This is a genomic window from Sorangium sp. So ce124, assembly GCF_051525235.1.
Lineage (GTDB): Bacteria > Myxococcota_A > Polyangia > Polyangiales > Polyangiaceae > Sorangium > Sorangium atrum.
The window spans coordinates 6,736,466-6,758,491 of record NZ_CP150312.1; the positions used below are offsets into that span (position 1 = coordinate 6,736,466).

General features: G+C 72.6%; 12 protein-coding genes. 7 read left to right on the plus strand and 5 right to left on the minus strand.

Annotation, left to right across the window (positions count from 1 at the left end; all coding sequences use genetic code 11):
* Positions 1-19 precede the first annotated feature (19 nt).
* Entirely contained in the window at positions 20-340 is a 321-nt protein-coding gene (locus tag WMF19_RS25115) for a KGG domain-containing protein (protein ID WP_020737259.1), read from the plus strand.
* A 242-nt stretch (positions 341-582) separates the two neighbouring features.
* Here the strand turns inward: WMF19_RS25115 and WMF19_RS25120 are convergent, their stop codons facing one another.
* A complete protein-coding gene (locus WMF19_RS25120) occupies positions 583-1,527 on the minus strand; it encodes a fatty acid desaturase family protein (RefSeq protein ID WP_437901442.1) in 945 nt (314 codons plus the stop codon).
* Between the two features lie 414 nt (positions 1,528-1,941).
* Here WMF19_RS25120 and WMF19_RS25125 point away from each other — a divergent pair, with 414 nt between their 5' ends.
* Positions 1,942-2,994, plus strand: a complete 1,053-nt coding sequence (locus WMF19_RS25125; protein ID WP_272093295.1) for an agmatinase family protein — start codon at positions 1,942-1,944, stop codon at positions 2,992-2,994.
* Positions 2,995-3,163: 169 nt separating this feature from the next.
* Here WMF19_RS25125 and WMF19_RS25130 read toward each other — a convergent pair whose 3' ends face one another.
* Positions 3,164-4,456, minus strand: coding sequence for a M18 family aminopeptidase (locus WMF19_RS25130; protein WP_437901672.1), 1,293 nt, complete (start codon positions 4,454-4,456; stop codon positions 3,164-3,166).
* Positions 4,457-4,752: 296 nt separating this feature from the next.
* On the opposite strand from WMF19_RS25130, the gene WMF19_RS25135 reads away from it, so the two are divergent.
* The 3 genes from WMF19_RS25135 to WMF19_RS25145 all read left to right on the plus strand — a co-directional run bounded on the left by WMF19_RS25135 (position 4,753) and on the right by WMF19_RS25145 (position 7,761).
* Entirely contained in the window at positions 4,753-5,889 is a 1,137-nt protein-coding gene (locus WMF19_RS25135; protein WP_437901443.1) for a quinone-dependent dihydroorotate dehydrogenase, read from the plus strand.
* A complete protein-coding gene (locus WMF19_RS25140; RefSeq protein ID WP_437901444.1) occupies positions 5,879-7,027 on the plus strand; it encodes a GNAT family N-acetyltransferase in 1,149 nt (382 codons plus the stop codon). Before WMF19_RS25135 ends, WMF19_RS25140 begins: the two co-directional genes overlap by 11 nt.
* Positions 7,028-7,095: 68 nt before the next feature.
* On the plus strand, positions 7,096-7,761 hold the full coding sequence (locus tag WMF19_RS25145) for a hypothetical protein (RefSeq protein ID WP_437901445.1): 666 nt from the start codon (positions 7,096-7,098) through the stop codon (positions 7,759-7,761).
* A gap of 48 nt (positions 7,762-7,809) precedes the next feature.
* Here WMF19_RS25145 and WMF19_RS25150 read toward each other — a convergent pair whose 3' ends face one another.
* Positions 7,810-9,111, minus strand: a complete 1,302-nt coding sequence (locus WMF19_RS25150) for a sigma 54-interacting transcriptional regulator (protein WP_437901446.1) — start codon at positions 9,109-9,111, stop codon at positions 7,810-7,812.
* Positions 9,112-9,547: 436 nt separating this feature from the next.
* Here WMF19_RS25150 and WMF19_RS25155 point away from each other — a divergent pair, with 436 nt between their 5' ends.
* Both WMF19_RS25155 and WMF19_RS25160 read left to right on the plus strand, forming a co-directional pair.
* Entirely contained in the window at positions 9,548-11,890 is a 2,343-nt protein-coding gene (locus WMF19_RS25155) for a DUF1588 domain-containing protein (RefSeq protein WP_437901447.1), read from the plus strand.
* 8 nt (positions 11,891-11,898) lie between these two features.
* Entirely contained in the window at positions 11,899-13,173 is a 1,275-nt protein-coding gene (locus WMF19_RS25160; protein ID WP_437901448.1) for a DUF1501 domain-containing protein, read from the plus strand.
* A 109-nt stretch (positions 13,174-13,282) separates the two neighbouring features.
* Here the strand turns inward: WMF19_RS25160 and pbpC are convergent, their stop codons facing one another.
* Positions 13,283-15,862: a penicillin-binding protein 1C gene (gene pbpC, locus WMF19_RS25165; protein ID WP_437901449.1), complete on the minus strand. Its 2,580-nt coding sequence runs from the start codon at positions 15,860-15,862 to the stop codon at positions 13,283-13,285.
* Positions 15,863-15,865: 3 nt separating this feature from the next.
* Positions 15,866-21,634, minus strand: coding sequence for an MG2 domain-containing protein (locus tag WMF19_RS25170; RefSeq protein WP_437901450.1), 5,769 nt, complete (start codon positions 21,632-21,634; stop codon positions 15,866-15,868).
* Between the last annotated feature and the right edge of the window lie 392 nt (positions 21,635-22,026).

Here is a 22,026-nt window from a genome sequence, read left to right on the forward strand (position 1 = left end):
GCAGCGCGGCTTCGCTGCCATGGACGAGGAGCGTCAGCGCAAGATCGCCAGCAAGGGCGGGAAGGCAGCCCACGAGAAGGGCACGGCGCACGAGTTCACGCGCGACGAGGCCCGCGCCGCCGGCAAGAAGGGCGGCGAGGTCGTCAGCCAGAACCGCAAGCACATGGCCGAGATCGGTCGCCGGGGCGGCGAGCGCGTGAGCCAGGACCGGGCCCACATGGCCGAGATCGGCCGCAAAGGCGGCGAGGCCGTGAGCGGCGATCGCCAGCACATGGCCGAGATCGGCCGCCGGGGCGGCGAGTCGCGGGGAGACCAGCCGCGGGAGAATCAGCCGCGCTGACCGGGGGACGCGAAGGGCCCGGCGCCCCCGGCGCCGGGCCAGCCCCCTGCCCCCTCGCGACGGCCACGACCCTGGCCTCCCGATCGTCGCCGCGAGGTGCCTCTCGGGAGGCGTCCAGGCGCCGCAGGACCGCGCGCGCCACGCCGGCGTGGCCCCACCCCCCGCAGAACTCGGTCAAGCGCCCGGCGCGCCGCCCCAGGAGGGCGGCGCCGAGCCTCCAGCGCGGGGCAGGTGCCGGCGGTTCAGCCGGGCGCGATCGCGCCCAGCGAGACGTCGCTGGGCGTCTCCTTCGGGCCAGGGATCCATTCCTCGTCGGGCTCCTCCGGCGGGAGCACGACCGGGGCGCCGTCGTAGCGCAGGCGCTTGCCAGGCCAGACGAAGCTGCGGAAGAGGTAGGCGAGGAGCGACGGCTGGTCGAGGCCCGGGTGGATGAAGGGCGCCACGCGCCTCGCGTGCTCGGCGGGAAGAAGGCTCCAGTGGAGGCCCGGCTCCATGTGATGGATGGAGTGGAAGCCGTTGTTGTACGTCCACCAGTTGACCACGCGGCCGACGAAGTTGCGCGAGTGGTTGTACTCGCTGCTCTCGTCGCAGCCGTCGTGCTGGAGGTAGTTCATGGTCACGATCCCCCACGCGGCATACTGGTGCGGGATCAGGACGTAGAGGAGGAACTTCTGCCAGTCGAGCGCGAGCAGGGCCCCCATCGCGCCGAGGAAGACCGCCGACTCGATCAGCATCTGACGGAACCACGGCGGGTTCCGTCGGTACATCGCCTTGAAGTAGCGCATGTCGGCGGGCAGGATGTCCCGGACCACGCGGCTCATGAAAAAGAGGCCGTTCAGCAGGTTCCACCGATAGCGCACCTTCGTCGTCCGCATCACGTCGCGCGAGGACTGCGTGTACTTGTGGTGGCTGAGGTTGTGGCCCGGGACGTAGGCGCTGACGGGGTGCCCGTAGGTGAGCGTGAGCGCGAGCTGGAACGCGCGGTTCATCCATCGCCGCCGGAACACCGGGCAATGGACCGCGTTGTGGGTCGCGACCGCTCCGAGGAACGAGAGCACGCACGTCGCGGCGAGGAGCGGAATCGCGAGCCATAGCGCGCGCGGCGCGTAGACCCATTGCAGCGTCACGAGCACGAAATACGTCGCGACGAAGAGGAGCGTCTTGATATCGGCGCGGTACCGGAGCATGGCTGTTCTTCGCGGCTACTACCAGGACCGCGCGCCGGACCGACCGGCAGCGCCGAGCAGCGCTGGCCGGCCCGGACGGGCGCAGCGGCCCATCTTCTCGGCGCTCTTCCTAGCGCATTTCGTCGCAGCTGGAAGCCAGAAGTTGCATTTCCGACGCGCGCGTCGCGCCATCCTCACCCGACATCCGTGTTTCACGCCGATGTCTCGCGCTCGGTGCGATCGTCTCTACGCACCTCGCATCGGTGTGCAGGCGTGGGAGCCGCTCCGCCGGTGTGCCGGTGAGGAAGCCGCTCCGCCGGTGCTCGGCGGCGCGTGCGGTGGAGCGCTCCGGCGCGCTCCGGCGCGCTCCGGCGTGCGCTGGGCCGGAGGCGGCTCGCGCTTGACGACCTGGTCGCGAACCGCCAACGTGGCCGCGTGAGCTCATCCCCTCTCGGTTTCGATCCCAACGGTCCCGCCATCGGAAACGGGATTTACGGGCTGCCACACACTGCCGAGGACGCCCGGGTGGTCCTCGTCCCGGTGCCGTGGGAGCCGACGGTGTCCTACCGCCGCGGCGCCGCCAAAGGCCCGGGGGCGATCCTGCGGGCCAGCCGGCAGGTCGACCTCTTCGACCTGCACACGGGCAGACCGTACGAGCAGGGCATCGCGATGCTCGACGTCGATCCGGACATCGTGCGCTGGAACGCGGAGGCGTCCGCGGCGGCCGAACCGGTGATCGCGGCGCACGGCGAGGTCGCCGGCGACCGGGACCTGGAGGCGCGCCTCGCGGCGGTCAACGCGCTGTCTCGCCGGCTGAACGAGCGCGTCACGGAGATCGCCATGAGATGGATGGAGCGGGGCAAGCTCGTCGGTGTCATCGGCGGCGACCACTCCTCCCCCTACGGCGCGATCGCGGCGCACGCCGCGCGTTACCCGGGAATGGGGATCCTGCACATCGACGCGCACGCCGATCTCCGCAACGCGTACGAGGGATTCACCGACTCCCACGCTTCGATCATGCACAACGTCGCGACGAACCACCCGAAGATCCCGCGGATCGTCCAGGTCGGGCTGCGCGACATGAGCGAAGACGAGCTCCGGTTCATCCGCGAGTCGAACGGGCGCATCGTGGCCCACATCGACGCATCGATCGCCGATCGGCTCTTCGAGGGGGAGCCGTTCCACCTGATCGCCGACTCGATCGTGGAGGATCTCCCCGACGACGTCTATGTGACCTTCGATATCGACGGCCTCGATCCGACGCTGTGCCCGAGCACCGGCACGCCCGTCCCCGGCGGCCTGACGTTCCAGCAAGCCGTCGCCCTGATCGGCCGCATCCAGAAGAGCGGCCGGCGCATCGTGGGCTTCGACCTGAACGAGGTCGCGCCGAAGGACGACAACGACGACTGGGACGGCAACGTCGGCGCCCGCCTCCTCTACAAGCTCATCGGCTTCACGCTCCTCTCCCACGACACCCGCGGCCGCTAGGCGCAGCGGTCACCCGCTGCGGATACGGGCCCATCTCGACGTTTTCGGTGCTCGGCGTGCTGGAGCACGCCTGCGCGCCGAAAACGCCGATCTGGACCCGTCTCCTGTGCGGGTGACCGCCGCGCCGCGTTGTGCTGGAGTTTCAGCGAAGCGCGGATCTGGAAGACGCTCATGAAAGCGCGCGGCGGTAGGTCTCTATAGAGAGGTGGACGTCGAGCGTGCCGGCCATCTCGCGGCAGGAGTGCATGCTGAGCATCGGCGCGCCGACGTCGACCGTGGCGATGCCGAGCGAGGCCGCGGTGATCGGGCCGATCGTGCTGCCGCAGGGGAGATCGCTGCGAACGACGAAGCGCTGGGGGGCGTAGCCCACGTCGTGACAGAGCGCCTCGAGCGCGGCGGCCGTCGCGCCGTCGGTCGCATAGGACTGGTTCACGTTCGACTTGATCACGAGCCCGCGGTTGATCTGCGGGGCGTGGCGCGGCTCGTGCTGATCGGCGTAGTTCGGGTGCACCGCGTGCGCCATGTCCGCCGAGACGAGCAGCGACCCGGCCATCGCGCGGGCGAACGCCTGCGGCTCGCGCGCCGGGTAGACGTCGACGATCCGCGCGAGCACGTCGCGGAGGACGCTCCCCGCCGCCCCCACGGCGCTCCGGCTGCCGCACTCCTCGTGGTCGTAGAGCGCGATGACGCGCGTCGCGGCGGAAGGAGCGGCGCCGATCAGCGCGGCCGTCGCGGCGTGGCAGCTCGCGAGGTTGTCCAGGCGGGACGCGAAGATGAACTCGTCGGAGAGGCCGCCGAGCGACGCCTTGAGCGTGTCGTACAGGCAGAGATCGAAGCCGAGGATAGCGTCGCGCGGCGCGTCGACCGCGCGCGCGAGCAGGGCGTTGAGATCGGCCTCCCTGCCGAGGCCGATCACGGGCACGAGGTGCTTCTGCGCGTTCAGCACGAGCCCCTCGGAGTTGACCCCGCGGTTCAGGTGGATCGCGAGGTTCGGGACGCGGGCGACCGGCCGGCCCAGGTCGACGAGGAGGCGCTCGATCCGCCCGTCCCTGCGCACGTGGACGCGGCCGGCCACGCTGAGATCGCGGTCGAGCCAGGTCGAGTACAGGACGCCGCCGTAGACCTCGACCCCGAGCTGCTGGTAGCCGCTCCGCGACAGCTCGGCGCTCGGCTTCACCCGGAGGTTCGGCGAGTCGGTGTGCGCGCCGATCACGCGAAAGCCGCCGAGCGCCGGGTGCTCGGCCCCGACCACGAACGCGACGATCGTCGACCCGCCCCGGATGACGAAGCGGCGATCGCCCGGAGCGACCGCCCACGCGTCGCGCTCCCCGAGCTCCGAGAAGCCGGCCGCCACGAGCCGCGAGGCGACCTCGCGCACGGCGTGGTACGGCGTCGGCGAGCGATCGATGAACACGCCGAGGTCGCGGGCGGCCGCGACGCCGCGCTCGCGCAGCGCCGCCATCTCGTCCGCGCTCCTCGCGAAGCGCTCGCCAAGGTCGGTCAGTGGCCTGGGATCGCCTGGGCGATCGAGGATCTCGGGGGACGTCATGGAAGGCGCGGAGTCTAGCAGAGCAGCCGGGCCCCGCCCGGCGCGCCGGCGAGCGCCTCCGTGCGCGGACGCGCTCGCTCACGCCGCACGCCGAGATGGCGGCCCACGCGGCCGGTGCGCCATGGTATCCGCCACCACCGCGCCGCTCGCAGGACCTCCCTCCGACGCCGCGCGCCGCACGCCGCAACCCGCAACGGAGACGCGCCCCGATGTACCGCCTCGTCCGACCGCTCCTCTTCGCGCTGCCGACCAGCCTTGCGCACGAGCTCGGCATGCTCGCGCTCGCCCCGCTCGAGCACGCAGCGCCGCTCCGCGCCCTCGTGCACGCCCGCCTCGCGCCCCGGGACGGGCGCATCGCGGTGCGCGCCATGGGGCTCGACTTCCCGTCCCCGCTCGGCGTGGCGGGCGGCTTCGACAAGGATGCGCGCCGGGCCCGCGCGCTCGCCGCCCTCGGGTTCGGCTTCGTCGAGCTCGGCACCGTCACGGCGCAGCCGCAGGCCGCGAACCCGCCGCCGAACCTCTTCCGGCTGCCGGCCGACCGGGCGCTCATCAACCGGCTCGGCTTCCCGAACCAGGGCGCGGCCCGCGTCACGGAGCGGCTCCTCGGCCGCGGCGGCGCGGCGGCCGTGGGCGTGCCGGTGGGCATCTCGATCGGCAAGTCCAGGGTCGCGCCGCTCGATCCCATCGAGCCCGCGATCGACGACTACCTCGCGAGCTTCCGGGAGGCGCGGCGCGCGGCCGACTTCGTCGTGATCAACGTGTCGTCGCCGAACACGAAGGACCTCCGCGTGATGCAGGGGCCGGCGATCGCGCGGGCGCTGCTCTCCGCGATCGCGCGGGAGAACCGCGCGGCCGGGGCGCCGCTGCCGCTGCTCATCAAGGTCGCCCCGGACCTCGGCGACGAGGAGCTCGAGGCGCTGCTCGCCGTGGTCGAGGAGGTCGGCCTCGCCGGCGTCATCGCGACCAACACGACCGTGCGGCGCGACGGGCTCGCGACGAGCCCGGAGGCCGTCGAGGCGATGGGCGCCGGCGGGCTGAGCGGCCCGCCCCTCCGGCAGCGCTCGCTCGCGATGGTGCGGCGCATCCGCGCGCGCCTCGGGAGCAACGTCACGGTGATCGGCGCCGGGGGCATCGAGTCGGCGGAGCACGCGATGGACCAGCTCCAGGCCGGGGCCGACCTCGTGCAGATCTACACGGGCTTCATCTACGGCGGCCCCCTCCTCCCCGCCGCGATCGCGCGCGGGCTGTCGGACCTCGTGGCCCGCTCCGGCGCGCGGTCGATCCAGGATCTCGTGAGCCGACCAGGCGGCGCGACGCGCGCTGCTATGATCGGCCATGGAGCTTGAAGCGCACGTCCACGACACCATCCGCGACATCCCGGAGAGCGAGTGGAACGCGCTCCACGGGGTGAGCGAGGCGCCGTTCCTGACCTGGGCGTGGTTCGACGCGCTCGAGCGGACGGGGTGCGTGGGCGAGGAGGCGGGCTGGCTGCCCCACCACATCACGCTCCGGGCCGAGGGGGCGCTGCTCGCCGCGGCGCCCGCCTACCTCAAGGACAACAGCGAGGGAGAGTTCGTCTTCGACCACGGCTGGGCCTCTGCGTCCCACCAGATCGGCGCGCCGTACTACCCGAAGCTCGTCGTCGCGGTGCCGTTCACGCCCGCGACGACGCCGCGGCTGCTCGTGCGGCGGCCGGAGGACCGCCCGGCGCTCCTCCCCGTCCTCGCGGAGACGCTCCGCAAGCTGGTCGCGCGGAGCCGCATCTCGAGCGCCCATGTCCTGTTCCCGACCGAGGACGAGGCCGCCGCCCTCTCCGACGCCGCCATGGCGCACCGCTGCGGCGTCCAGTTCCAGTTCGAGAACGAGGGGTATCAGACGCTCGACGACTTCCTCGCGCGCTTCAACGCGAAGCGGCGGCACCAGATCCGGCGCGAAATGCGCGAGTCCACGAGGCAGGGGCTGTCGATCGATACGCTGCGCGGCGCGGAGATCACGCCGGAGATCGTCGATGCCATGTTCGGCTTCTACGTCTCCACCGTGGAGAAGTTCGCCTGGGGCCGGCAGTACCTGAACCGCGCCTTCTTCGAGGAGATCACGGCCCGGCTGCGCGGCGGCGGGGCCCAGGGAGGCGTCGAGATCGTCCTCGCGCGGGAAGGCAAACGCCCCATCGCGGGCGCGCTCAACCTCGCCGGGCCCACGACGCTCTATGGCCGTTACTGGGGCGCATCGGAGGAGCGCCCGTTCCTGCATTTCAACGTCTGCTATTATCACCCGGTCGAGGACTGCATCGCCCGGGGACTGCGCCGCTTCGAGCCGGGCGCAGGGGGGTCGCACAAGCTCGTTCGCGGCTTCGCGCCGAGCGTCACCCACAGCGCGCACCACATCGCGCATCCGCGCCTGGACGCCGCGGTGCGCGAGTTCCTCGTGCGCGAGCGCGCGGCCGTCCGCGCGAAGACGGCGGACAGGAGCGTGGCATTCCGCTGAGCGCCTTCCTGGCGCAGCGCGACGTGCGGTGTTGACGTGACGCGCGCTGGAGAGGGATGCTGCCGGACATGCGCGCCTTTCTTGCACTCCTCGCCTCCTCCATCGTCTTCGGGCTCGCCGCGAGCGGCGGCTGCTCGAGCAATGAAGCGACCGACACGACCTCGACGACGGTGGCGGCCACGGTCGCCGGCGCCGGCGGCTCGCTCGGCTTCGGCTGCTTCGGCGGCAGCCCGGATGGGCGGTGTACGATCCTCGCCCAGGTCCCCGAGAGCTGCAGCTGCCCCGACTGCTCCGACACGGCGAGCTGCCTCGGCCGCTGCAACGACGACGGCGCCTGCGACATGCGGCCGGACGCCACCGACGGCGAGGATTGCACCTGCCAGGACTGCGCGGGCACCGTCGCGGCCTGCAGCCCGAGGCGCGGGTGCAACGACGCCGAGGGGTGCAACGTCAACGAGGATTGCACCTGCCCGGACTGCACGGGCACCCCGCGGTGCACGGATCACTGCACGGACAACGGCTCGTGCGCGGAGTACTTCGAGGGTTGCTCCTGCGCGGATTGCCGCGGCGTGGAGCGCTGCGGCGGGGGCCCGGCCACGACCACGGCCGCGGCCACGACGGGCAGCGGCGCGGGCGGCGACCCGGCCGGCAGCGGCGGCGCGGGCGGCGACCCGGCCGGCAGCGGCGGCGCGGGCGGCGGACCGACCGGGAGCGGCGGCGCGGGCGGCGCCTAGGGCACGCTCGGCGCCCTCGCTGCTCCGCGCCCTCGCCGCGCCGAGCCCTCACTGCTTCGCGGTGAGCCCGTGCTTCCTCAAGAACATCCGCACGTGGTGGCGCTCCATGCCCGCGCGGCGCGCCATCTCGCTGACATTGCCGCCCGTCGCGCGGATCAGCTCGCTGAAGTAACGCTGCTCGAACGCCGCGACGGCGCTCCGCTTCGCCTCGCCGAACGCCGACGTCGGCACGACCACGTCGCCGCCGCCCTCGAGCGGCAGGATCGAGGCGATCGCCTCGGCCCCGGGCGGCAGGCTCGCGGCCACGCTGGTGACGTTCATGAGCTCGCGGACGTTGCCGGGGAAATCGTGCTGGCCGAGCGTCGTGGTGATGAGATTGACCATCTCCACGGCGCGCTCGGGGCACCCCAGGCGCTCGCAGACGCGCTCGACGAGCAGCGGGATGTCCTCCCGCCGCTCGCGGAGCGGCGGCAGCTCGATGCGCATCTGGGCGATCCGGAAGAAGAGATCGCTCCGGAAGCGCCCGGTGTTCATGCTGCGGCCGAGGTCGCGGCGCGTCGCCCCGATGATCCGCACGTCGACGGGCTCGTAGATCCGCGACCCGACGCGCTTCACCTTCTGCTCGGTGAGCGCGCGCAGCAGCTTCGGCTGGAGATCGGGCGGCAGCTCGCCCAGCTCGTCGAGGAAGATCGTCCCGCCGTTCGCCTCGTGGAAGGCGCCGCTCCTCCGATCGTTCGCCCCGGGGAAGGCGCCGCGCTCGTGCCCGAAGAGGAAGCTCTCGGCGAGCGCGCCCGGCAGCGAGGCGCAGTCGACGACGACGAACGGGCCGCCGCGCCGGCTCGAGACGTCATGGATCGCCTGCGCCGCGAGCTCCTTGCCCGTGCCCGTCTCCCCGGTGATGAGCAGCGAGAGCTCCGTCGAGGCCACCTCGCGCAGCAGGCGGAACAGGTGGCGCATCCGCGGCGAGGCGCCGATCAGCGGGCCGAAGCTCTCGTCGAAGCCGACGTCGACGCGCTCCTTGTCGAGCGGCTCGAAGCTCAGCACCGAGCCGCCGATCTGGATGGCGCACGCGGCCGTCAAGATCGCCTCGCGGATGCGGACCGTCGACACGAACGTCCCATTCTTGCTGCCGAGATCGCGGACGAGCACGCCCGGCCCCTCCGCGCGAAGATCGCAATGCGTCGAGCTGACCTCCGGATCGTCGACGACCACACCGCAGCTCAGATCGCGCCCCACCACGATCGGCGCGATGCCGATCTTGACGGGATCCCGGCCCGTCGACCGCAGCGTGCCGCCGCGAACAAACCACTGAACCGCGCGAGCGCGGGTCGCATCCCTCGTCGAGCTCATATCCAACGGTTATTCGATTTCCCTGGTCTTGACCACATCCACGCACGCTCCGCCCGCCCACGGCAGCGAGCGCCCACCTGGGCGCACCGGGTACGTGCCTTCCGGAGGAGCCGCAGCCTCTCGTCGCAAAACTTCACAATTGCTAGAGGAATTGACATGAGCGACGAGAAATTCTGATCAAGCGATGTGCTGAGCGCATAGCGGGAGAGGCCCTCGAGAGGTTAGAGTACGTGGTCTACGCAAGCGATGAAGCGGGCGTTCGTCCAGCTCGCCTCATCGGGTGTCGATGGTCGATGAACGAGGACCCGACCATCGCGGGGCGGAGGCGCCCTGCGATAGGGCTGTCGGTGTGTGGTTCTTTCAACGCGGTTCGGGGCTCCGCTCTCCCGGTCCCCTCAACGTGGGAGTCGCGCGAGCGCTCCCGGCGAGGATGCTTATGCCGAGAATAGGATGGTCACTCCGGAAGCGCGCCGCGACGGCCCTGGGGCTCCTGGGGCTCTCCGCGGGCGCGAGCGCGCTCGCGTCCGTGTCCACCGGTTGCAGCAGCGAGGCCGAAGGCCCGTGCATCTCCGACGAGCAATTCTTCGCCGAGAAGGTGTGGGTCCCCATCCTCTCGACGAAATGCATCGGCTGCCATAACCCGCAGGGGCAGGCGGCGGAATCCAAGCTGATCCTCGCCGGGAGCAGCGAGGCGGGGTTCCTCGACAAGAACCTCGCGACGTTCAAGTCGCTCGCCGGGCTCGAGCTCGGCGGCGAGTCGTACGTCCTCCTCAAGCCCACGAAGGCCATCGAGCACGGCGGCGGCCAGGTCCTCGCCTCGGACAGCCCCGAGGTCGAGGCGCTCCGGGCGATGGTGGAGCGCACGAAGGAGCCGTCGTCCTGCGAGACGGACGTCAACGCGTCCTTCGCCGGCGTGGTGATGAGCGGGCCCGTGGAGACGCTCCGCACGGCGAGCCTCGAGCTCGCCGGGCGCCTGCCGACCGAGGCCGAGGAGGAGGCCGTCGCGCAGAGCGGCATGGCCGCGCTGGATCCGATCCTGGACCAGATGCTCACCGAGGAGACGTTCTATGTGCGGCTGAAGGAGATCTACAACGATCTCTTCCTCACCGATCGTTATCTGAACGGCGAGGAGGCCGTCGATCTGCTGCGGAGCGACGCGTACGATCCGAAGTGGTACAACAGCCTCCCTCAGGATCCGGCGCTGGTCGCGAGGTACGGCGCGCGGGACCTGGAGGACGTCGCCAACAAGCTGAAGAGCTGGACGAACCGGGCCGTCGGGAGGGAGCCGCTCGAGCTCATCGCCTACATCGTGCGGAACGACAGGTCCTTCAAGGAGGTCCTCACCGCGGACTACACGGTCGTGAGCCCCTTCTCCGCCAGGGCGTACGGCGTGACGGCCGAGTTCAAGAACGACGCGGATCCGGACGAGTTCGTCCCAGCGAAGCGCGATCCGATCCCGCTCGCCGGCGTGCTCACCTCCCCCGTCTTCCTGTCCAGGCACCCGACGACGAACACCAACAGGAACCGCCACCGCGCGAGGATGGTCTATCAGTTCTTCCTCGGCACCGACATCCTGAAGACGGCCGAGCAGCCGCTCGATCAGACGAAGATCACCGACTTCAACCCGACGATGAACAACGCGGCGTGCACCGTCTGCCACGCCGCCCTGGACCCGCTGTCAGGCGGGTTCCACAGCTTCGACTCCGCGGGCCGGTACAAGGAGGACGACACCTGGTACGAGGACATGCGTCCGCCGGGCTTCGGCGCCGAATCGGTGCCGTTCAGCGAGTTCCCGAGCGCGCTCTCGTGGGTGGCGAAGCGGGTCGCCGACGACCCCCGCTTCGCGCTCTCGGCGGTCTACACGATGTACAGCGGCCTCACCGGGCAACAGCCGCTCGTCGCGCCGACCAACGAAGATCCGGAGTTCAACGCCAAGTTCCGGGCGTACCTCGCCCAGTACCATGCGTTCAACACGATGGCGCACGACTTCGCCGACAGCGGCTACAACCTGAAGACGGTCGTCAAGGCCATCGTCAAGAGCCCCTATTTCCGGGCGCGCAACGTGGCGCAGGCGTCCCGGGGCGAGGCGCTCACGCAGCTCGGCGGCACGCGGTTCCTCGGGCCCGAGCAGCTGCACCGGAAGATCTGGGCGGTGACGGGGTATCCGTGGCGCCCGCGGGCGTTCGAGGACGACGGCGTCCGTTACGACTTCCTGCTCCGGCGCGACGCCTACCGCATGCTGTACGGCGGCATCGACTCGCAGGACGTGATCCAGCGGATCACGGAGCCGAACGGGATCATGGCCAACATCGCCGACCGGATGGCGAACGAGATGGCGTGCGTCGCGGTGCCGCGCGATCTCTACCTGCCGCAGGAGGAGCGGCTCCTCTTCCCGTACGTCGAGACGACGTTCGAGCCGCGGGACACGAACGACTTCGACGTGCTGCCGGCCGTCGAGGGGATCAAGCAGAACATCCAGTACCTGCACAAGCGGGTGCTGGGCGAGTCGCTGGAGCTCGGTGATCCCGAGATCGAGCGGACGTACAAGGTCTTCCTCGAGACGTGGGAGGAGGGCAAGGCGGGCATGGCGAAGCCGGAGGGCGAGGAGGGCCGGCTCTCGAAATCGCTGCCCGGCCCCTGCCAGGTGCACAACGACTACTGGACTCGAGAGGGGCTCCCCGACGATCAGAAGCTCACGCGCGACGAGAACTACACGATCCGCGCGTGGATGAGCGTCATGACCTATCTCCTTTCGGACTTCAGGTTTCTTTACCAGTAGGAGCAGCCATGGAACGTCGAGATTTCCTCAAACTGGCATCTATGGCGGGCCTCGGCGTCGTCGCAGGGGGCGTCCTGTCGAGGGACGCCGCCGCGGCCGGCCCCTACGAGGGCCCCCTCTGGGTCCACATCCACGCGAGCGGCGGCTGGGACCCGACGAGCCTCTGCGATCCCAAGGGCGCGACGGACGAAGAGGAGCAGAAGACGCGGCAAGCGATGAACCGCAGCTACCTGCGCGAGGCGATCGGGACCGCCGGCAATCTCAAGTACGCGCCGGTCGGCGGCAATGACGCGTTCTTCGAGAAGCATTACAGCAAGCTGCTCGTCATCAACGGCATCGACACCGGGACGAACAGCCACGACGCCGGCGTGCGCAACACGTGGTGCGGCACGCTCCGCGAGGGCAAACCGGGCTTCGCGGCGCTCGTGGCCGGCGTCCACGGCGGCGCGCTGCCGATGGGGTTCATCAGCAACGGCGGCTACGACGCGACGGCGAACGTCGTGGCCGTCACCCGCATACCCGACACCGGCCTGCTGCAGCGGCTCGCCTATCCGAACAGGATCGATCCGGGGAACGAAGAGAACCGCGAGCAGTACCACACCGACGCCACGATGACGCGGATCCTGGAGGCGCGGCAGGCGCGGCACGCGGCGAAGCTCGAGCAGCAGCGGCTGCCCCACGTCAAGGAGGCGATGAGCACGCTCTTCACCTCGCGCGTCGGGCAGAACGAGCTCAAGCAGCTCATCCAGTACCTGCCCGCGGAGTTCGAGAGGGCGTCGCTGCGGCGGCAAGCGCAGGTCGCGCTCGCGGCCTACCGCGCCGGCATCTGCGTGAGCGCCAACCTGTCGGTGGGCGGGTTCGACACCCACGGGAACCACGACGACAACCACATCCCGCGGCTCACCGAGATCTGCGACGGGATCGACTTCATCCTGACCGCCGCGGAGGAGCAGGGCATCGCGGACCGGATCGTCCTCGTCGTGGGCTCGGACTTCGGGCGGACTCCGGGCTACAACGAGGGCAACGGCAAGGACCACTGGAACATCACCAGCATGATCCTGGCCGGCGCAGGCATCGCGGGGAACCGGGTGATCGGCGCGACGGACGACCGGCACAACCCGCTCGATGTCGATCCGGTCACGCTCGCGCCCAAGGAGGGGGGCGTCCGGCTCAAGCCGGGGCACATCCACAAGGCGCTGCGCAAGCTGGCGGGGATCGCGGACGATCCGCTCGTCGAGCGATTCCCGCTCTCCGAGGAAGAAGACCTGCCCATCTTCGGGTGACGTGGCCCGCGGGCGGCGCGCCGCGCCGCGGTCGACGCCATCGTCTGAAGCGCGGGTGACTTCATCGGAGCCGGCGGGTGAGGAGACGGGATGTCGCTTCGCCCGCCGCTCACTCCACCGAGAACGCGATCTCCTCGCTGGCTGCGGCTCCGTCCGCGTCGATGCGGAGCCGGTGCGCGCCGGCGACGAGCGGCCAGTCGAGCGCGAACGGCGAGCCGACCTCGATGGGGCGCCCGTCGAGCACGAAGCGCACGCGGGGCACGCCCGGAGGAACGTCGGCGCGCAGCCGGATCGCCTGCAGCGAGTTGATCGAGGGGTCGAGGACGAACCGGGCGCCGTCGGGCGGGTACGCGACGCGGACGCGCGCGCCGGCGCCGGTCGGAGGAGCGCCGGGCGCGCCGTCGAGCCCGGCGAGCGCGCCGCAGAGGGGCGACGCCGCCTCGGGCGCGAGGGGGCGGCCGGCGGCGCGCGCCCAGGCGGTGAGCTCCGCGTCGTAGCGCTCGAAGACGCGCTCCTCGACCGCCGCGTCGAGGCAGGCCCCGGCGCGCAGACCGTTGCGGCGATCGATGCGCACGGCCTCGTGCATGTCGCACGGCGAGAGCGCCGCGGCGTCGCCGCGCGGGAGGAGCTCGTGGCGGCGGTGCGGGCACGCGGCGGTCGGCCTCATGCCGGACAGCGCGCAGACCTCGACCTCGGCGAGCTGCTCGGGATCGGGCGGATCGAACGGGCGCGGCGGCCGGACGCGCGCGGCGGCGAGCATGGCGTCGCGGAACAGCGGGCCCGCGCCGGTGATGCCGCTGACGCCGCCCATGGGCGAGCCGTCGAAGTTGCCGACCCAGACGGCGACGGTGACGTCGGGCGTGAAGCCGACCGCGACGTTGTCGCGGAAGCCCTTCGACGTGCCCGTCTTCGCGGCCACGGGGAACGGGAGATCGAGCGCGTTGCCCTCGCCGAACGACGCGAGCCGCGCCCTGTCGTCGGCGAGGATGTCGACGATCACCCGGGCGCGCGCGGCGTCGAGGACGCGCGCGCCGCGCTCGGGCGGCTCGGCGGGCGCGTCGCTCCCGCTGCGCGCGGGCGACACGGGAGAGGCCGCTTGCGAGGAGGGCGAGGGAGGCGACGAGGGGGCGAACGAGCGCACCGCGCGCACCGGCAGGTAAAGGCCTCCCCGCGCGAGCGTGGCGTAGGCGTTCGCGAGGTCGACCAGGCGGACCTCGCCGTCGCCGAGCGCGACGGCGACGCCGTAGCGCGACGGCTCGCGATCGAGCGAGCGGAGGCCGAGCTCACGGAGCCGCGCGATGACGCGCTCGGGGCCGAGCGCGGCCGCCGCCCAGACCGCAGGGACGTTGTAGGAATTGGCAAGCGCATCCCGCAGGCGGACGGGGCCGTGGAAGCGGCCGTCGTAGTTCCGCGGCGCGTAGTTTCCGTCCGCCGTCGGGAACGAGAGCTCGACGTCGGGCAGGACGGTCGCGGCGGTGAACCCGAGCTGCTCCATCGCGAGCTCGTAGACGAACGGCTTCAGCGCGGAGCCGGGCTGGCGCAGCGCGAGGACGCCGTCGTTGTGGCCGAGCCCGGCGGCGTCGTCGATGTCGTGCGAGCCGACGTACGCGAGGATCTCGCCGGTCGCGTTCTCGATCACCACAACCGCCGCCGCGCCGACGTCGCGTTCCGAGAGGCCGCGGACTGTCTGCTGCGCGAGGACCTCGATCTCGCGCTGGAGGCCGCGGTCGATCGTCAGGGTGATCGAGGTCGCCCGGACGAGGGGTGACGCGGCGCCGGGGCCCTCGGCGTGAAGGCCCGCGCCCGGGCCCAGGGTGCCGCCGAGCACGGCGCGGACGAGGTGCGGCGCTCCGAGGCCGCCCCCCTTCGGGGCGAGCGCGATGGGCTCCGCGCGGGCGCGGGCCACCTCGGCCTCGCCGGCGAGGCCGGCCGCGAGCATGCGATCGAGGACGCGGTTCCTGCGGCGCTCGAGCGGCCCGGTGCCGCGTCGCGGATCGTACAGCGCCGGGCCGCGCGGCATGCTGGCGAGCGCGGCGGCCTCGGCGAGCGACAGGTCGCGCGTGGGCTTGTCGAAGTAGAAGCGGCTCGCCGCCTCGACCCCGCGCAGGCCCGGGCCGAACGCGACGCGGTTCAGGTACTGCTCGAGGATCTCGCGCTTCGAGAGCGACGCCTCGATGCGCAGCGCGAGCGCGGCCTCGCCGAGCTTGCCGCGCGCTGTGCGGGGGCGCGGCACGAGCGTGCGCGCGAGCTGCTGCGTGATCGTGGACCCGCCCGAGACGACGCGCCGCTCGGCTGCGAGCTGGCCGATGGCGCGCGCGATCGCGATCGGATCGACGCCGGGGTGGCGCGCGAACCGCTTGTCCTCCGCGGCCAGGAGCGCGCGCTGGATGCGATCGCCGGCCTCGGAGAGCGGAAGCCAGCGCGCCCGCGCGCCGTCTCCAGCGCGGAGCTCGCGGAGCACCGTGCCGTGGCGGTCGAGGAGGACCGTGGACACGGCGTGGTCCTCGGTCGCCCCGAGCTCCGGGGGCAGCGGCGTGAGCGCCGCGAGGGCGGCGAGCAGGAGCCACGGCGCGACGGCGAGGGCGAGCGCGATCTGCGCCGCGCGGCGCAGGATCCGCCGCGCGCGCGGGCCGAGGCGCGCGAGCCACCGCGCCGCGCGGCCGGGCCCGGGCGGGGAGTGCGCGTTCACGGCTCAGCGCGGACGCGGCGCCGCGTCCGGCCCTCGGCTGGAGACCTGGACCGTGACGGCGCCTGTCCGGCCGAAGACCTCGGGGCTGTACATCTCCTCCGCGCGCGCGGGCGGGACCACGAACGAGCCGAGCGTGGTGGCGCGCGCGAGGTACCGGTACCGGTACATCCCGGCGGCCATGTGCTCGACGAAGAACAGGACGCGATCGTCGCGGATCTCGCGGACGAAGCGGCTCGGGTCGTAGACGCGGCCTGTCGCGCGCTCGTCGTCCTGATCGACGTCGGCGTCATCCGCCTCGGCCTGAGCCTCGGCCGCGTCGACGTCGAGCGAGCGCGCGGACGTCGCGAGCCGCGCGTCGACCGCCTCGAGGCCGGCCGGCAGCGGATCGTCGATGACCACGAAGTCGCGCGGAGAGGGCGTCACCACGACGATCTCGCCGAGCACGAGGTCGCCGCCGGCGAACGCGACGGACGCGGGGGCCGCGCGCTCGCTCGACGTCGTCGCGCCGCCGACGACGGCGGCGAGGTCCTCGGGAGCGAGCGCGCGGAGCGACTTCTCGACGAAGAAGCCGCGGTCGAGCGCCGCCGTCGGGAGCTGCTTGCGCGCGTAGCGGAGCCGCGCCTCGTAGAACAGGCGGCCGCGCCCGTCGACCGCGAACGCGAGCGGCGCGCCCGCGGCGCTCGCGAGCCGCGCCGCGGGGATCGACGTCTTGACCTGCTCCGTCGTGGGGCCGTGGAACGGCGCGGAGAACAGCTCCGCCTGCCCCAGGAACACCCGCGCGTCGAAGTCCGGGGCCGTCTTCTCCTGCGCCTTGCGGTACTGATCGAGCGCGAGCAGCGCCCAGGCCGTCTCCTGCGTGCTGCGCCACGTGCCGCCGCGGCGATCCGCGAGCAACCCCGCCGCGAGCCGCGGCGCGAGCGGGTGCGCCGGCCGCGCCGCCAGCAGCGCGCGCAGCACGAGCGCCGAGGTGCGAGCCTCGGAGTCCATGAGGACCGCGTACGCGTCGCCGTGGTTGTCGACGGCCCGCGCGACCGGACCGTCGAGGCGCAGCGCGCCCTCGAGCTCGCGGACGAGCTGATCCACGGACCCCCTGTCACTCTTGCCGATCACCATCGCGTGCGCGAGGAGCGCCTTCGAGAAGAGCGGCAGCTTGTCGCGCTCGTCGAACAGCTGGCTCACGCGCCCGGGGTCGGGGGCGCCGCTCGACGCGAGGACGTCGACGAGGAACGGCGCCGTCGCCCGGAGGAGCGGGTCGGCGCCGATCCGGTTGAGCTCCTGGCGCAGGTACGACGTCGCGCGCTCCACCGCGTCGGGCGGGACCGCGACCCCGTAGCGCCTGGCCTCGGTGAGGCCCCACAGCGCGTACGCCGTGGTCCACAGGTCCGCGCCGTCCGACTCGGCGAAGAAGCCGAAGCCCCCGTCCCCGCGCTGGTGCGAGACGATCTCCCGGACCGTCTTGCCGATGACGGCCGTGAGATCCTTCGGCAGCGCGATCCCGTAGGCCTTCGCGAGATCGCGCAGCGACAGGAGCGGCACCATCCGGCTCGTCAGCTGCTCGGTGCAGCCGTACGGGTACTCGAGGAGCTGCTCCACGCCGCCGCCGAGGCCCACGAGCGCGGTCGGCGCGAGGCTCACGGTGAGCCCGCCCGTGTCGTCGCGGATCGCCGACAGGTCCCCGAGCCGCTCCGCGCTCGCGGTCGTCGTGTCGCCGTAGAGCGCCACGGCCTCCGGCGCCATGGGCGCCTTGATCTCGCGGTTCACCTCGACAACGTCCGACGCGCCGCCGCCGGTCGCGCGGAAGCGCAGCGTCGCGGGACCTGCCCGCGGCGCCGAGAGCGCGAAGCGGACCTCGGCCGACCCGCCCGGGGCAAGCTCGACCGTACGCTTGGCGCTGCCCGCGAGCGTCAGCCCCGACGCGGTGACCTCCACCTCGACCGTCGCCGGCTTCCCGAGCCCCTTCGAGGTCACGACCACCCCCGCGTCGATCGCGTCGCCCGCGCGGAGGAAGCGGGGCAGCGCGGGCCGGGCCATGAGCGGGCGGCTCGCGGTCACCCTGGACTCGCCGTAGCCGAAGCGATCGTCCTCGGCGGCCACGACCGCCATGACCCGGTACGTCGTGAGCGAGTCCGGCAGCTTGAAGCTCGCGTGCACCTGCCCGGAGGCGTCGGTGACGAGCGCGGGGTTGTAGTAGGCGCTCTGGCGAAAATCGCGGCGCACACCGGTGCCGCCCTCGGCGCCGCCGCCGCCCGCGCGCCCCTTGTCGGCGCCGAGGTCCGCGAACGGGTTGCGCACGCGGGCGAGCGCCTCACGCGTCTCGATCGTCGCCACCTTCAAGGGGCGCGGCGCGCCGAACACGGGGATCGGATCCGGCGTCGTGTACCCCGTCAGCGACAGCACGCCCTCGTCCACGGCGTAGAGGGTGACCTCCGCGCGGGCCGGCTGGCCGGCGCGATCGCGGACGTCGACGTCCACGCGGATCGGATCGCCGGGGCGCGCGTCCGCCTTGTCGGCGCGGACGCGCACCGCGAGCCGCTGCGCCTCCGGGTTCACGCGGAGCGGCGCGTAGCCGAGGCGGAACGCCGGCGCGCCGACGTCGGGCCCAGGCACCCCGCCCTTCCCCGGCGCGGGCTGCGGCTTCGTCCGCCCGCGCAGGAGCAGCACCGAGACGAAGGCGTTCGGCCGGAGGTCCTCCGTGATCGGGACGTCGATCACGGGCATGGCGCCCGACAGCGTCACCTTCCGGTGCGTGGAGATGCCGGCGCGCTCGACCGTGACCAGCGCGTCGGCGGACGCGAACGGCGACTTCACGATGAGGCGCGCCGTTTGCCCGATCTCGTAGCTGTCGCGGTCGGGCACGAGGTCGACCTTGAGCTCGTCGCTGTCGCCGAAGCCCCCGCCGCCCTCGCCGAGCGCGTAGACCCCGGCGGCGGCGCCGACGGGGTTGCCGCGGCGGTCCCTGGCCGTCGCGTGCAGGAGGTAATAGCCCCCCGACGGGACCGTGAGCTCGCAGCTCCGCGGCGCCGCCGCCGTCGTGACGCCGCACCGCGCGACGACCTTGTCGACAGGCGCGCTCACGCTGCGGTACGCGCTGCCGCTCTCCTCTCGCGCGAGCGTCCACGTGCGGTGCACGAGCTCGACCCGGACCGCGACCTGCGCCACGCGCGCCCCCTTCGGATCGACCGCGAGGATCTCCGGCCGCAGCACGTCGCCCGCCTTCGCGAAGCGCTCGGGCTCCTTGAGGGCGACGTAGAACTCGGCCGGGTGCACGAGCGCCGTCGAGCTCCCGGCGATCGCCTGCCGCGACACGTCGGTCACCGACGCCTCGCACGTGACGAGCTCGGTGCCGCGCTGCCCCGGCATGGAGAGCGCCGCGCCGATCGCCGCCTGCCCGGCCGCGTCGAGCTTCTCGCGCGCGCTCTGCACCTCGAACTCGCGCGGCGCCTGGTCCCGCAGCGCGCCGGTGAGCTCGTCCTCGCGGACCGTGAACCCCTCGATCCCCGGCGGCGAGAACGACGCCGGCGCGCGCGTCACGGAGAGCGATGCCTCCGCGTTCGTCATCGGCGCCCCGAACAGGTAATCGCCGCGCGCGGTCCAGCGCGCCTTGTCGCCGCGGACATAGCTGGGCCTGTCGCTCTCGACGCCGACCTTGAACTCGGCGGGGCGGTACTCGGCGACCTCGACGCTGCCCCACACGTCCGGCCACCCCGCCTCGCCGCCCTGGACCGTGGCGGCGAGGCTGTACGTGCCGAGCCGCGCGCTCTCGGGGATCTTCACGTCGGCCGAGAACGTGCCGAAGGCGCCGAGCGTCGGGGAGAGCGAGACCAGCGCCTCGCCGTCGGGCCCCTCCACCTTGAACGCGACGCTCTTGCCGGCCGGCGTCCTCGCCCCGCGCGCGCCCTCCTCGCGGAAGATCCCCTTCACACGCACCGTGTCGCCTGGCCGGTAGATGCCGCGATCGGAGAACATCATCCCGAACGGGCGCGGCTCGCTGAAGTCGGACGGCGCGCCGAAGCGCCACCCGTTGAGCGAGTCGGCGACGCTCCGGTACGTCCAGTCGTCGCCCGCGCGCGCGAAGACCACGCTGCGCCCGAGCGTCGTCGTCGCCTCCGGACCGTGCGCCGTCGCGGGGACCATCGCGAACCCCTCTGCGTCGGTCGCCACCGCCGCGGGCGCGGGCGCGCCCGGTGCCCGGATCCACACGCGCGCCCCGGGCACCGGCGCGCCCGTCGACAGGCGCGTCACCCACACGAGCGAGCCGCTCGGCGAGACCTTCGCGCTGATCCCGAGGTCGGTCACCTGCGCGATGACCGCCTCGGAGGTGGCGCGCGCGTGCCGCGTCCCGGGCCGGCTGGTGTAGCTGATCCCGATCGCGAGCGGCCCGCGCTTGCCCTCGCCGCCCAGCACCTCGGCGGCGCGCACGAGGTGCGTCGCCGGCGTGTTGGTCGCGGCGGCCGGGCGCAGGACCGTCTGCTTGCCGGAGGGCAGCGCCGCGATCTCGCTCATCTTCGGGCTGCGCCCCGGGCTGTGCGGATCGCCCTGGAGCGCGAGGATCATCTCCTCGGTCATCGCGCCGACGGCGAGCGAGAGCTCGCGCACGTTCACGGACACGACCGGGATCTCGCGCCGCTGGGCCGGCTCGAACACGCTCCCGACGAGGCCGATCTGCGCCTCGGGCCAGCGATCGTCGAAGGCGATCTCCTCGGTGACGACGCCGGCGAGCGCCTGCCCGTGCACGTCGCGCAGCCCGGCGGCCACGCGCACCCGGTAGCTGCGACCCGGGGCGAAGGCGCCGCCGAGGGGGATGTGGCTCGTGGGCTCGTCGTCCTCGATCCACGACGGCCACAGCAGCTTGACGGCGGGCTCCACCGAGATCGCCCGCTTCGCGTCCGCGAACTTGATGGGGTTCGAGAACGCGAGCGTGAACCCGCCGTCGGCCGCGCAGCGCCCCTGCGGCGTGTCGCGATCGCACTGGGGGCGCAGCGCTCGGAGCGGCCCGTAGGTGCGGTACGTGAACCGCTGCTCCTCGCCCGCCGGCAGCGGCCCCTCACGGCCGCGGAGGCCCTCCGCCACGGCGATCTCGATCTCGCTGTCGCGCGGCAGCGGCGCGCGGGGGACGAGTTCGGCGAGCATCTCGTTCTTCGCGTCGGGGCGCCGCACATCGAACGCCACCTTGTCTTTTCTATCGCCCACCGTGAGGGACGCGCGCCGCGCGATCTCGGCGGTGTCGACCGGCTGGTTGAACCGCAGCTCGAACCGCGCGTCCGGCTTGAGGTCGTCCTTGCCCGACCACGGTTCGACGCGCGCGACCGCTGGCAACTCGGTGCGGAAGGTGAACGAGTACGGCTCGGCGAGCGCGCTGCCGTCGAGCGCGCGGGTGCCCGCAGGTACCTCGACGGTGAACTCGGTGCCGCGCGGCAGGCGCCCTTCGGGGACGAACGTGAGGCCGCTCGTGCCGACCCAGCGCCAGCTTCCAGGCGCGGACGGCTTCAGGACCGCGGGCGCCGCGGCCTCGCTGCCCGCGAGATCGAGCGACCGCATCGGCCGGTTGAAGACCAGGCTGATCTCGGCGGGGCTCGTGGTCTGCCCGCGGGGCGCGCCGAACACCACCGCGAACGGCCCTGCCGCGGCCTTTCCGCCCACATCGAGCGCTCCGGGAGCGAGCGTCCCTCGGGGCGGGACGTTGGGGGCGCGCGCGCCCTGAACGCACGCGAGGCTGAGGGCGATGGCCGCGAGAACGGCGGGCGCAGGTCGGAGGCGCGGAGCGACGGACATGGCCGCGACTCAGCAATGGGGATGCCGCGGGCGCAAGAGGCGAGTCCGCGGCGGGATCCGGGCGCGCGATGTGGCAGGCAAGACACACCCGACGAGCGCCGGTGACGCGCGGCCCCCGCCCCGGCGTGCTCGACCGTGCCCTTCATCCGGGCTGCGCGGCCAGGGGGCGGTGGACGTCGAGGCGCGCGTTGGTCACCTCGGCGCATGTCGTCTGCGCGCCTCGGTGACCCCTTTGGACATGATGAGAACGCCGATCATTCACACTGTCGCGTCGTCGTCCAAGTCGCTCGTTGAGCGCACAGCCAGGCCGTTGACGCTCACCGCCGTCCCATGGGCCGGGGGAGACCTCCCCTGCCCTCGGTGTTTGACGACGTCACGCAGCGAAGCGATGT

What these genes read in the sequence shown, in the direction of transcription:
- WMF19_RS25120 (WP_437901442.1), bottom strand. Translation starts at nt 1,527, where the DNA reads ATGCTCCGGTACCGCGCCGATATCAAGACGCTCCTCTTCGTCGCGACG.
- WMF19_RS25160 (WP_437901448.1), top strand. Translation starts at nt 11,899, where the DNA reads ATGGAACGTCGAGATTTCCTCAAACTGGCATCTATGGCGGGCCTCGGC.
- WMF19_RS25145 (WP_437901445.1), top strand. Translation starts at nt 7,096, where the DNA reads ATGCGCGCCTTTCTTGCACTCCTCGCCTCCTCCATCGTCTTCGGGCTC.
- WMF19_RS25140 (WP_437901444.1), top strand. Translation starts at nt 5,879, where the DNA reads ATGGAGCTTGAAGCGCACGTCCACGACACCATCCGCGACATCCCGGAG.
- WMF19_RS25115 (WP_020737259.1), top strand. Translation starts at nt 20, where the DNA reads ATGGACGAGGAGCGTCAGCGCAAGATCGCCAGCAAGGGCGGGAAGGCA.
- WMF19_RS25170 (WP_437901450.1), bottom strand. Translation starts at nt 21,634, where the DNA reads ATGTCCGTCGCTCCGCGCCTCCGACCTGCGCCCGCCGTTCTCGCGGCC.
- WMF19_RS25150 (WP_437901446.1), bottom strand. Translation starts at nt 9,111, where the DNA reads ATGAGCTCGACGAGGGATGCGACCCGCGCTCGCGCGGTTCAGTGGTTT.
- WMF19_RS25135 (WP_437901443.1), top strand. Translation starts at nt 4,753, where the DNA reads ATGTACCGCCTCGTCCGACCGCTCCTCTTCGCGCTGCCGACCAGCCTT.
- WMF19_RS25130 (WP_437901672.1), bottom strand. Translation starts at nt 4,456, where the DNA reads ATGGCGGCGCTGCGCGAGCGCGGCGTCGCGGCCGCCCGCGACCTCGGC.
- WMF19_RS25155 (WP_437901447.1), top strand. Translation starts at nt 9,548, where the DNA reads ATGCCGAGAATAGGATGGTCACTCCGGAAGCGCGCCGCGACGGCCCTG.